General features: G+C 42.7%; 14 protein-coding genes. 3 read left to right on the top strand and 11 right to left on the bottom strand.

Annotation, left to right across the window (positions count from 1 at the left end):
- The coding region (gene groEL, locus ACZ07B_RS22140; protein ID WP_464877683.1) for a chaperonin GroEL at nucleotides 1-911 on the bottom strand (911 nt) is incomplete at its 3' end.
- Nucleotides 912-957: 46 nt separating this feature from the next.
- Complete coding sequence (gene groES / locus ACZ07B_RS22135; RefSeq protein WP_003155970.1) at nucleotides 958-1,242, bottom strand: co-chaperone GroES; 285 nt, start codon at nucleotides 1,240-1,242, stop codon at nucleotides 958-960.
- Nucleotides 1,243-1,480: 238 nt separating this feature from the next.
- Here groES and ACZ07B_RS22130 point away from each other — a divergent pair, with 238 nt between their 5' ends.
- Entirely contained in the window at nucleotides 1,481-2,215 is a 735-nt protein-coding gene (locus tag ACZ07B_RS22130; RefSeq protein WP_003234069.1) for a CPBP family intramembrane glutamic endopeptidase, read from the top strand.
- Nucleotides 2,212-2,403: a YdiK family protein gene (locus ACZ07B_RS22125; RefSeq protein ID WP_003225680.1), complete on the top strand. Its 192-nt coding sequence runs from the start codon at nucleotides 2,212-2,214 to the stop codon at nucleotides 2,401-2,403. The genes ACZ07B_RS22130 and ACZ07B_RS22125 overlap by 4 nt, the downstream gene beginning before the upstream one ends.
- A gap of 231 nt (nucleotides 2,404-2,634) precedes the next feature.
- On the opposite strand, the gene tatC is transcribed toward ACZ07B_RS22125, so the two are convergent.
- From tatC to moaC, 4 genes are read right to left on the bottom strand one after another with little or no spacing between them, the layout of a single operon-like run.
- Complete coding sequence (gene tatC / locus ACZ07B_RS22120; protein WP_087614380.1) at nucleotides 2,635-3,399, bottom strand: twin-arginine translocase subunit TatC; 765 nt, start codon at nucleotides 3,397-3,399, stop codon at nucleotides 2,635-2,637.
- A gap of 6 nt (nucleotides 3,400-3,405) precedes the next feature.
- Nucleotides 3,406-3,579 carry a sec-independent protein translocase protein TatAY gene (tatAY, locus tag ACZ07B_RS22115; RefSeq protein ID WP_003234072.1) on the bottom strand — a complete coding sequence of 58 codons (174 nt, stop codon included), beginning with the start codon at nucleotides 3,577-3,579 and terminating at the stop codon, nucleotides 3,406-3,408.
- Between the two features lie 21 nt (nucleotides 3,580-3,600).
- Nucleotides 3,601-4,248 (bottom strand): redox-sensing transcriptional repressor Rex, encoded by a 648-nt coding sequence (locus ACZ07B_RS22110; RefSeq protein ID WP_003234073.1) that lies wholly within the window; start codon nucleotides 4,246-4,248, stop codon nucleotides 3,601-3,603.
- Complete coding sequence (moaC, locus tag ACZ07B_RS22105) at nucleotides 4,245-4,757, bottom strand: cyclic pyranopterin monophosphate synthase MoaC (protein WP_003243499.1); 513 nt, start codon at nucleotides 4,755-4,757, stop codon at nucleotides 4,245-4,247. Before moaC ends, ACZ07B_RS22110 begins: the two co-directional genes overlap by 4 nt.
- Nucleotides 4,758-4,882: 125 nt before the next feature.
- On the opposite strand from moaC, the gene ACZ07B_RS22100 reads away from it, so the two are divergent.
- Nucleotides 4,883-6,811, top strand: coding sequence for an ABC-F family ATP-binding cassette domain-containing protein (locus tag ACZ07B_RS22100; protein WP_464877682.1), 1,929 nt, complete (start codon nucleotides 4,883-4,885; stop codon nucleotides 6,809-6,811).
- Between the two features lie 229 nt (nucleotides 6,812-7,040).
- Here ACZ07B_RS22100 and tsaD read toward each other — a convergent pair whose 3' ends face one another.
- From tsaD to thiL, 5 genes are read right to left on the bottom strand one after another with little or no spacing between them, the layout of a single operon-like run.
- Complete coding sequence (gene tsaD, locus ACZ07B_RS22095; RefSeq protein WP_464877681.1) at nucleotides 7,041-8,081, bottom strand: tRNA (adenosine(37)-N6)-threonylcarbamoyltransferase complex transferase subunit TsaD; 1,041 nt, start codon at nucleotides 8,079-8,081, stop codon at nucleotides 7,041-7,043.
- Nucleotides 8,074-8,529, bottom strand: coding sequence for a ribosomal protein S18-alanine N-acetyltransferase (rimI, locus tag ACZ07B_RS22090; protein WP_003243019.1), 456 nt, complete (start codon nucleotides 8,527-8,529; stop codon nucleotides 8,074-8,076). The genes tsaD and rimI overlap by 8 nt, the downstream gene beginning before the upstream one ends.
- 9 nt (nucleotides 8,530-8,538) lie before the next feature.
- The gene (gene tsaB / locus ACZ07B_RS22085) at nucleotides 8,539-9,228 is read right to left on the bottom strand and encodes a tRNA (adenosine(37)-N6)-threonylcarbamoyltransferase complex dimerization subunit type 1 TsaB (protein WP_003234078.1); all 690 of its coding nucleotides are present in this window, start codon (nucleotides 9,226-9,228) and stop codon (nucleotides 8,539-8,541) included.
- Nucleotides 9,209-9,685 carry a tRNA (adenosine(37)-N6)-threonylcarbamoyltransferase complex ATPase subunit type 1 TsaE gene (tsaE, locus tag ACZ07B_RS22080; RefSeq protein WP_041336741.1) on the bottom strand — a complete coding sequence of 159 codons (477 nt, stop codon included), beginning with the start codon at nucleotides 9,683-9,685 and terminating at the stop codon, nucleotides 9,209-9,211. Before tsaE ends, tsaB begins: the two co-directional genes overlap by 20 nt.
- 14 nt (nucleotides 9,686-9,699) lie before the next feature.
- A complete protein-coding gene (thiL, locus tag ACZ07B_RS22075; RefSeq protein WP_464877680.1) occupies nucleotides 9,700-10,677 on the bottom strand; it encodes a thiamine-phosphate kinase in 978 nt (325 codons plus the stop codon).
- Nucleotides 10,678-10,932 lie beyond the last annotated feature (255 nt).

The following is a 10,932-nucleotide window of genomic DNA, read 5'->3' as shown; positions in this document are numbered from 1 at the left end:
CCAAGATCTTCTGTGATGACTTCTCCGCCAGTAAGGACAGCGATGTCTTCAAGCATTGCTTTACGGCGGTCACCGAAACCAGGAGCTTTAACAGCCACTGCATTGAATGTGCCGCGAAGTTTGTTCACAACAAGTGTTGCAAGTGCTTCGCCTTCAACGTCTTCTGCGATCAAAAGCAATGGTTTGCCTTGCTGAACAACCTGCTCAAGCACAGGAAGGATTTCTTGAATGTTTGTGATTTTTTTGTCTGTGATTAAGATGTAAGGATTGTCAAGAACCGCTTCCATCTTATCAGAGTCAGTTACCATGTAAGGAGACGCATATCCGCGGTCGAATTGCATACCTTCAACAACTTCAAGCTCAGTTGTGAAGCCTTTAGACTCTTCGATTGTGATAACGCCGTCGTTTCCTACGCGCTCCATTGCTTCAGCGATAAGGCTTCCGACTTCCTCATCAGCAGCAGAGATCGCAGCAACCTGAGCGATAGACTCTTTGCCTTCGATTGGCTTAGAAATTTCTTTTAAGTTTTCGATCGCAACCGCTACAGCTTGTTCCATCCCTTTACGCACGCCTACAGGGTTAGCGCCTGCTGTTACGTTTTTAAGGCCTTCACGGATCATTGCTTGCGCAAGAACTGTTGCAGTTGTTGTACCGTCACCGGCAACGTCGTTTGTTTTGCTGGCTACTTCAGCAACAAGCTTAGCACCCATGTTTTCAAACGCGTCTTCTAGCTCGATTTCTTTAGCGATTGTTACACCGTCATTTGTGATTAACGGAGAACCGAATTTTTTCTCTAGAACCACGTTGCGTCCTTTTGGTCCTAAAGTTACTTTAACAGCATCAGCAAGTGCATCGACACCGCGAAGCATTGCGCGGCGAGCTTCTTCACTAAACTTAATTTCTTTTGCCATGTTTACAAGACCTCCTCAAATGTTTTAAGTATTGTTTATTTAAGAATTAGCCAATAACAGCTAAAATGTCGCTTTCACGTAAGATTAAGTATTCAGTACCTTCGTATTTCACTTCAGTACCTGCGTATTTTGAGAAGATAATGCGGTCGCCCTCTTTTACTTCTAAAGCAACGCGCTCTCCGCTTTCTAACACGCGACCTGAACCAGCTGCCACGATTTTGCCTTCTTGCGGTTTTTCTTTTGCAGAATCCGGCAACACAATTCCGCTGGCAGTTTTTTCTTCAGATTCTACGAGTTCAATGACAACGCGATCACCTAATGGCTTTAACAATGTAATAACCTCCTCAATAGTATGAATATGTAATTTTAGCACTCAGCACTAAAGAGTGCTAACACAATTCTTATAATAAAGAATCTCCCTTCCAATTTCAAGTGATAAGATAAAAATTTTTTCACGCTTACATCATTCTTTTCCGCTCCCTTTTCCGTTAGCTTTTTCACCCCCGTACCGATTATGTTACAATAGCTGTAGATGAACGAAACCCACTTAACAAAGGAGTACATACCATTTGAGAAAACAGTATTGGTTTATTATTTTGACATATATCATCATGCAGTTTTCCGCATTAATCGCGATTCCCTTGTTATTTAAATTCGGTTATGCCGGAGGACAGCCTACAGATGAAAATATGCTGCATGCACAAGGATTATGGTCCGTTATCAGCTTTATCGCCTGTCTCGTTGTTGTTCTGCTCATTCTGAGAACCGTTCCGAAAGAAACGCTGCGAAACGGACAGAAGGACTCAATCGGACTTTCTATCCTTTGGGCGATAGCCGGTTTTTTCATTGCCCTTTTCTCTCAAGGAATAGCAGGCTCTATTGAATATTATGTTTTTGGCATCGGAAGAGAATCAGAAAATACACAAGCGATTCTGGATGTCATTCAGGCAGTCCCGCTCATGATTATCGTTTCTTCCATCGTCGGGCCTATATTAGAAGAAATCATCTTCAGAAAAATCATTTTCGGCGCGCTGTACGAAAAAACGAATTTCTTTTTTGCAGGACTGATCAGCTCGGTTATTTTCGGTATTGTTCACGCTGATTTGAAGCATCTTCTTCTATATACAGCAATGGGCTTTACCTTTGCCTTTTTATATGCCAGAACAAAACGGATATGGGTGCCGATTTTCGCCCATTTAATGATGAATACATTCGTCGTCATCATGCAGCTTGAGCCTGTTCGGAATTACCTTGAACAGCAGAGCACACAAATGCAATTGATTATTGGAGGATTATTTTTATGAGAAACCCGGTAGTTTGGGGAATGATCTACTTTGCCGTAGGGTGCATCTTTACTTATCTTGCCGCAAGCTCGCCAGGCAGCATGTGGTCATTTTACTCCATCCTGCTGATGGTGTTCGCCGCTTACAACATCAGCATTTCTTTTAAGATGTTCGCCTTTTCATTTAAAATCAAAAAGAACCAAAAATAAAGAAAATCCATTTCTGAATGAGAAATGGATTCAAATTAAATCCTAAAACGGCTTTCGTTTTAGGATTTTGTCATTTTCAGCGTGATTGAAAACCCTTGAAGTCTAGGAAAGGCGAGCATTGGAGCGGAGCGAATGTTTTCATTCGTGAGCACCAACGCACAGGCTTGACAACAAATGCGGGGGTTTGTCAACACGCTGAATCCATTTCTCTCATGAGAAATGGATTTTTTATTATTGTCCGGAAGACACGTCCTGATCGGCTGAACTGCTTTTCTGTGCTTTCCGATAAGCGGCCTTCGATATAAGGATACTGATTTCATATAAAATCAAAAGCGGGACTGTGACCATCATATGGGACAGAAGCTCAGGCGGTGTAATCAGGGCTGCGATCACCAGCAGCGTAAAATACGCATACTTTCTGATTTTCGCCAAGAACATCGGTGTCACAATTCCGAGCCTGGTCAAAAACATGAGGATGACCGGCATTTGGAACAGCAGTCCAAACGGAATCGTCAGCTGCAGAAGAAAATGAAAATATTCATTAATTCCGATCACCTGATTGACATTCAAGTCCTGAGAAATCCGCTTCATAAAATCAACAACAAAAGGAAATAAAATATAATATGAAAAAGATAAGCCCGCTAAAAACAGCAAAATAGAGATCGGAATGTAGCTGAGCGTTACTTTGCGCTCTTTCTCATAGAGGCCCGGGCTCACAAAAGCCCAAAGCTGATAAAGAATAACCGGCGAGGTCAAGACTATGCCAATGATAAACGCAAATTGCATAAACACATAAAGCGGGTCTGTCAGGTTAAACGCGTTAAGCGTAAGCTGCTTCGCTTCATCTGTTTCTTGCAGATACACAATAATCGGCTTTGCTAAAAAAAATCCAGCAATAAAGAAAACGACAAACGCCAGCGCTACAATCAGCAACCGTTTTCGAAGCTCAGCAATATGCTCCAGCAGCGACATTTGATTCACTTTCATTCGTGTCATCCTAACTTACTGATCTTCTTTCTTTTTTTCCTCTTCATCACTCGTTAATCCTTTAGTAGCGTTTTTGAATTCACGAAGTGTGTCTCCCGCTGCTTTCCCCAATTCAGGCAGCTTTTTGGGACCGAAGATAATCAGAGCAACGATTGCGATAACAGCAAGGCTTCCAGGACCGATCGGCATATTTGGGCTCCTCCTTTCCCTCTATTCGATTTCCTCTAAAACTGAATAATGCTTCAAAAAATAAACCAGTGACTGAAGCTCAACTGCTAAATCTATATGATGAATTCGAATGTGTTCCGGCACATTCAAACGGGCCGGCGTAAAATTAAGGATTCCCTTGATTCCTAATGCGACCAATCTGTCTGTAATGGATTGAGCGGCAACTGCAGGCACTGTAAGAATGGCAACTGATTCATCTTTTACGTGTTGTTCAAGGTCATCAAGGTTATAGACGGGCACGCCGCCTACCTCAGTTCCTATTTTACTCTCATTTATATCAAAAGCCATAGAAATTTTTGTGTTATTATTTTTTGTGAAATTATAGTGAAGAAATGCCGTTCCCAAGTTCCCGACACCAATCAAGATGACGTCTGTCATTTCATCCTGATCAAGCGTTTTTCGGAAAAAAGACAGCAAATAATCCACATTATATCCGTATCCTTTTTTGCCAAGAGCTCCAAAATAGGAAAAATCCCTCCGAATCGTGGCAGAATCAACCTTTACGGCATCACTGAGTTCAGCGGATGATACACGCTGTTTTCCTGACGCATGCAGATTCTTTAAAAAGCGATAGTAAAGCGGCAGCCGTTTCGCCGTCGCCTGCGGAATTTTTGATTGATCCTTATTCATTTTTGGTCCTCCAAATTATACTCGGATAGTTCTCTTTTAAAGTCACCGTTTTTCCCGCCTGTCTTCTCCAGCAAGAAAGTAGGGCCGATGACCATTCCCTTATCAAGGGCCTTGCACATATCGTAAACGGTAAGAGCGCACACCGATGCAGAAGTGAGCGCTTCCATTTCCACACCTGTACTCCCTTTCGTTTTGACCTGTGCTTTTATATGAAGTATAACTTCTGCTTCTTTTATTTTCCAGTCAAACGATATATCTACCCCGCTCAATGAAAGCGGATGGCACATCGGAATGATATTCGACGTTTGCTTTGCGGCCATAATGCCTGCCACCTGTGCGACAGCCAGTACATCTCCTTTGCCGATATCGTGACTTTGTATTTTCTCGTACACTTCATTCTTCATGTGTACGCTTGAAACAGCCGCCGCAGTACGGACAGTCGAAGATTTTTCGCTAATATCCACCATCTGGGCTCTGCCCTGTTCATTAAAATGAGAAAATCCATTCATATTAAAACGCTCCTTAAACAGATCATACACTATTTTCTTCTCTATGTCTTATATGGCCAATGTATTGTTTGCTGACTTCTGGTTCATAAGCTACACTTAACTTATTATAGCAGAGGTGAAATAATATGATGATCTTACAAGTTAATCAGCTGTCCAAATCATTTGGTGCTGATACTATTTTAAACAATATAAAGCTGGAAGTCAGAAATCGTGATCGCATCGCCATTGTAGGAAGAAATGGCGCCGGAAAATCCACGCTCCTTAAAATTATCGCAGGCCAGCTTTCGTATGAAAAGGGCGAAATTATTAAACCGAAAGATATTACAATGGGATATCTCGCCCAGCATACTGGCTTGGATTCTAAGCTTACCATAAAAGAAGAGCTGCTGACTGTTTTTGACCACTTAAAAGCAATGGAAAAGGAAATGCGGGCTATGGAAGAAAAAATGGCGGCAGCTGACCCGGGTGAATTAGAAAGCATCATGAAAACCTACGACCGCCTTCAGCAGGAATTCAAAGATAAAGGCGGCTATCAATATGAAGCGGATGTAAGATCTGTGCTGCATGGTCTCGGCTTCAGCCATTTTGACGATTCTACACAGGTTCAAAGCCTCAGCGGAGGCCAGAAAACAAGACTGGCTTTAGGTAAGCTTCTGTTAACACAGCCTGATTTGCTCATTCTCGATGAGCCGACAAACCATCTGGATATTGATACGCTTACCTGGCTTGAGCATTATTTACAAGGCTATTCAGGCGCCATCCTCATCGTTTCGCATGACCGCTACTTTTTGGACAAAGTAGTAAACCAGGTGTACGAGGTATCAAGAGCAGAAAGCAAAAAGTATCACGGCAACTACAGCGCTTATCTCGACCAAAAAGCCGCGCAGTATGAAAAAGATCTTAAAATGTATGAAAAGCAGCAGGACGAGATTGCAAAGCTGCAGGACTTCGTAGACCGAAATCTGGCGAGAGCCTCTACCACCAAAAGGGCGCAAAGCCGCAGAAAGCAGCTTGAGCGAATGGAAGTCATGTCAAAACCGCTTGGCGATGAAAAATCTGCAAACTTTCATTTTGATATTACAAAACAGAGCGGAAATGAAGTCCTTCGTGTTCAGGATCTCACAATCAGCTATAAAAACCAGCCGCCGCTTTTAACAGAAGTGTCATTCATGCTCACAAGAGGAGAAAGCGCAGCGCTTGTCGGCCCTAACGGAATTGGTAAATCGACATTACTGAAAACATTGATAGACACCCTAAAACCAGATCAAGGAACGATCTCATACGGCTCAAATGTCAGTGTCGGCTATTATGATCAGGAACAGGCTGAGTTGACTTCCTCTAAACGTGTCCTTGATGAGCTGTGGGACGAGTACCCCGGGCTCCCAGAAAAAGAAATCAGAACGTGTCTCGGAAATTTCTTATTCTCCGGAGATGATGTGCTGAAACCAGTTCATTCACTGAGCGGAGGCGAAAAAGCAAGATTGGCTCTAGCTAAGCTGATGCTTCAAAAAGCCAACTTTCTCATCCTTGATGAACCGACGAACCATCTGGATTTAGACAGCAAAGAAGTTCTCGAAAACGCGCTGATTGATTATCCAGGCACACTGTTATTTGTCTCACATGACAGATATTTTATTAACAGAATCGCCACAAGAGTATTGGAGCTTTCTTCAAGCCATATAGAGGAGTATCTGGGAGATTACGATTATTATACAGAGAAAAAAACAGAGCAGCTTGAATTGGAGAAAATGAATCAGCAAGAGGAAACTGATAAAACGCCAGCTACAGTGAAGTCTGACTCCAAACGTTCCTACGAGGAAGAAAAAGAATGGAAAAAGAAAGAGCGCCAACGACTCCGTCGGATTGAAGAAATTGAAACCACTGTTCAAACCATTGAAGAGAACATTAGCCGCAATGATGAATTGCTATGTGACCCTGAAGTCTATCAGGATCATGAAAAAGTACAAGCTATCCATGCAGACAATGAGAAGCTTAATCAGGAGCTGGAATCTCTTTTGTCCGAATGGGAAGAACTATCCACAGAAGAAGATTAAAAAAGTCAAGCACCTCTTTTTAGAGGTGCTTTTTATCCACAGAACATCCCCTAATAAATAAACAAAGTAAGCGCTTTATACACACTATCCACAAAATATTCTGAATTTATCCACTTTATTAACAGTGACCTCAGCCCTTTATCCATCAATATCTCTATAATTACTCACAGATATGTGGATAAATTGTGAATTGTCTGTTAATAACAAACAGATAAAAAGTCTCACGCTATTATCTCGTGAGACTTTGATAAGAAGTCAATTCAAGGCCGGGCTGGCCATTCATATCATATGCACCGCGAATTCCTTTTTCAAAAGCAATTGTACCAGCAGCAGCAATCATCGCAGCATTATCCGTGCATAAAGCTAATGGAGGAATGACAAGCGTAATCCCTTCATGCTGGGCAAATTCCTTTTCTAATGCAGCTCTGAGGCCTCTGTTTGCAGCTACTCCTCCGGCTAAAAGGACCTGTTTGACATCAAATTCCTTTGCCGCGCGCGCCGTTTTGGTTACCAAGACATCGATCACACTATTTTGGAAACTGGCAGACAAATCTTCCGGAGCAATCTCTTGCCCTTTTTGGGATGCATTATGAAGCGTATTGATCACCGCAGACTTCAATCCGCTAAAGCTGAAGTTGTAAGAGCCTTCTTCAAGCCATGCGCGAGGAAGCGGAATATTGTCATTCCCTTTTTCAGCTAGCTTGTCAATTTGCGGTCCACCCGGATATGGCAATCCCATCGTCCGCGCCACTTTGTCGTAGGCTTCTCCTGCCGCATCATCAAGGGTTTCCCCAATGACTTCAAATGATCCATGTTCCTTCATATAAACCAGTTCTGTATGGCCTCCTGAAACGACCAATGCCAGTGCCGGGAACACGATGTCTTCTACAAGACGGTTCGCGTATATATGACCGGCTATATGATGAACGCCTACTAACGGAATGTTATATGCAAAGCTCAATGCTTTAGCGGCATTCACTCCGATAAGAAGCGCTCCCACCAGTCCCGGACCTTCTGTTACTGCAATCGCATCAATATCACTATACGTCATGCCAGCTTTGCGAAACGCCTCTTCTATAACCAAAGTGATTTGTTCAACATGATGTCTTGAAGCAATTTCCGGAACAACGCCTCCGAAGCGCTTATGGCTTTCAATTTGAGAGGCTACTACGTTTGAAATGATCTCTTTCCCGTTTTTCACAATAGCTGCAGCAGTCTCATCACAGCTTGTTTCAATTCCTAATACGTACATGTCTTTTTGCTCACTCATTTATCGTCACCCACATAATTAACGCATCTTCCCCGTTATCAGTATAATAGTTCTTTCTTATTCCGCCGGGCTGCATCCCGAATTTCTTATATAAGCCTTGAGCAGGATGATTCGAAACCCTCACTTCAAGCGAAAGCCGCCTTGCGTCTTTTTCTTTGCACAGTTCAACAGCTGAGCGAAAAAGCGTTTCTCCTAAAGACTGGCCGCGATACTCTGGTTTTATCGCTATATTTGTAATTTGGGCATCGTCCATCACAATCCAAATCCCGCAATACCCAGCAAGATGGCCGTCCTTTTCAATCACGAGATAATGAGCATACGGATTTTCCAGCAGCTCATGATAAAACGAATCCTTCGTCCAAGGAGACGTAAAGGAGGATGCTTCGATTTCGTATACGTGATCTATATCTTCAAGCCGCATATTTCTGACCGCTGCTTTTGTTTTCATCCTATCACCCTACTTTTGACTTTCAATCCATTTCGCTTCAGCTTCTGCCAGCCGCAAGTAATCCGGGACAAGCCCATGAACATCAGCTGCTTCCTTTTCCTTCCCGAGAAAAGCCAATTCTGAAGGGCGCGGGTTATGCTGGGCGGCAGTTCCAATGAACCCTTTTGTTCCAAGCACATCCTCGATCATCTGCTTGTGAAGAGAAGTATCATGGCCTAAAAACAAAACAGGGCGGTCCTTTTCTTTTAGCATCTCCAGCCAATCTGCCAGCATCACATTTTGATCTGGAACAACTTGCTCTAAAAGCCCATTTTTATATTGATACAGACCTGTGTACACCTGTCCCCGTCTAGCATCAAAGATTGGGCTGATCAGACCGTCAAAATGCCGACCATTTGCCGCAAGCGTCTCAAGACTTGATACAGCACTTATTGGAATGTCTAAAGACCAGGCAAGTGTTTTGGCCAACGTCACACCTATTCTTACTCCTGTGTATGAACCAGGGCCTTTTGCAACGACAATTTTAGAAAGGTCCTGCGGTGCCATATCACAATCATTCAGCAATGAATGAACAGCAGGCATCGCTCTTACAGAGTGGTTCTTTTTCAAGTATGTAATGTATTCTGCTATAACGGTGTCTTCTCGAAGCAGCGCAATGCCCAATGTATAATTTGATGTATCAATTGCTAATATTGTCATGTCTACTTAACTCCTCACAAAGCATTTCATACCGATTCCCGACAGCAGTAAAGGTAATTTCCCGCTCATCATCACCAGCTCTTTTGATGACAATTTGCAGTCGCTCCTGCGGCAGCTGTTCTTCAATTAAATGAGCCCATTCAACGAGACAGACACCTTGTCCGTGAAAATATTCATCAAGTCCCAAATCTTCACTTTCATCTTCCATTCTATACACATCCATATGATAAAGAGGAAGTACGCCATCGTTATATTCTTTTATAATTGTAAAAGTCGGACTGTTTACAACACGTGTAATTCCCAGCCCTTCTGCAAAACCTTTCGTAAAAGTCGTTTTTCCTGCACCTAAATCGCCCTCTAATGTCAGGACGTCTCCCGGTTTAGCAAACGCTGCCGTCAGCTTGGCAATTGCTTTTGTTTCTTCTGGATTTACAGTTCTCCATTTTAATTGCTTCACACGAGTCACCCGTCTTATTTAAAATGATTATATCCCTTTTTCTCTAAGATCATTGATGTTTGATCTGTTTTTAGGATCACTTTAGATTTTGTTTTTTCCCTGACATGGCCAATCTTTGTAATGGGAAGTTGACGTGCTGCGCACTCCTGCTTCAACACTTCCCACTCCTCATCTGAAACCGTCCCTGTCAGCTCAAAATCCTCACCGCCAAACAAAGCCCATTCTTTCCAGTTAGGATGAAGCTTAGGCAAATCAGAATGAATTGGAAGCATGCTTTCATCAATTTCAATTGAAACACAGCTGGCTTCTGCAATCTCGTTCAGTTCACTAGCCAATCCGTCACTAATATCATTTAAAGCTGCTCGCTTAAAACTCGAGCATAATCTGCCGACACTTACTCTTGGCTCAGGCCGTTTATGCCTGTGGATAAAGTAATCCGTTTCCACAGATGAGTTTTGAGGATTAGTCTCTTCCAGCAATAAAGAAAGTCCTGCTGCAGAAGAACCGATTTCACCGGTTACAAACACAATATCATTCGGTTTTGCCAAGCTGCGCAAACAGGCCTGTCCCTTTTCAATTTCACCGATCACAGTGACTGTAACGACTAATTTGTCAGCGGTAGAAACTGTATCGCCGCCAATCAGATCCATATGATATAGTTTCGCCAGTTCATTCATTCCTTCATACATCGCCTTAATTTCAGATTCAGTCCATTTTGAAGGTATCGCAAGTGATACCAGATAAAACTTAGGAATGCCTCCCATCGCGGCAATATCACTTATATTAACGGCTAACGCCTTATACCCGATATCTTCAGGTGAGGAATAGTGTAATTTGAAGTGTACGTCTTCTACCATAGTATCAACACAAACAATTTCCTGAACGCCGTGTTTCGCAGTGTAGAGCGCTGCATCATCACCTATTCCTACATCAACGGAAGAATGGTGAATGGTCCGCGGAGTAATACTATGTATCAAATCAAATTCATCCATGAACCAAAATCTCCTTTCAACCCTGCTTATGCCTATATGTGCTCTTCCTAGTTTATCGAATTTTGCTGGAATATCCAAGATGTTCCCGATATAAAGAAAGCTTGGCTATGACACCAAGCAGAAGATACAGTAAAAGAAAACACAAAAAAAACGAAAACATGATCGTTTCGTTTACATTAATGGCGGTCCGGACGGGACTCGAACCCGCGACCTCCTGCGTGACAGGCAGGCATTCTAACCAACTGAACTACCGGA

This window comes from Bacillus sp. 9.4, assembly GCF_055486415.1.
The sequence above is the reverse complement of the archived record's forward strand: the minus strand, read 5'-3'. Positions and strand labels throughout refer to the sequence as shown.

Coding starts and splice junctions, on each gene's coding strand:
- tsaD (WP_464877681.1), bottom strand. CDS start 8,081: ATGAGTGAGCAAAAAGACATGTACGTATTAGGAATTGAAACAAGCTGT.
- ACZ07B_RS22100 (WP_464877682.1), top strand. CDS start 4,883: ATGATGATCTTACAAGTTAATCAGCTGTCCAAATCATTTGGTGCTGAT.
- ACZ07B_RS22125 (WP_003225680.1), top strand. CDS start 2,212: ATGAGAAACCCGGTAGTTTGGGGAATGATCTACTTTGCCGTAGGGTGC.
- tatAY (WP_003234072.1), bottom strand. CDS start 3,579: ATGCCGATCGGTCCTGGAAGCCTTGCTGTTATCGCAATCGTTGCTCTG.
- ACZ07B_RS22110 (WP_003234073.1), bottom strand. CDS start 4,248: ATGAATAAGGATCAATCAAAAATTCCGCAGGCGACGGCGAAACGGCTG.
- tsaB (WP_003234078.1), bottom strand. CDS start 9,228: ATGACAATATTAGCAATTGATACATCAAATTATACATTGGGCATTGCG.
- thiL (WP_464877680.1), bottom strand. CDS start 10,677: ATGGATGAATTTGATTTGATACATAGTATTACTCCGCGGACCATTCAC.
- moaC (WP_003243499.1), bottom strand. CDS start 4,757: ATGAATGGATTTTCTCATTTTAATGAACAGGGCAGAGCCCAGATGGTG.
- tatC (WP_087614380.1), bottom strand. CDS start 3,399: ATGACACGAATGAAAGTGAATCAAATGTCGCTGCTGGAGCATATTGCT.
- rimI (WP_003243019.1), bottom strand. CDS start 8,529: ATGAAAACAAAAGCAGCGGTCAGAAATATGCGGCTTGAAGATATAGAT.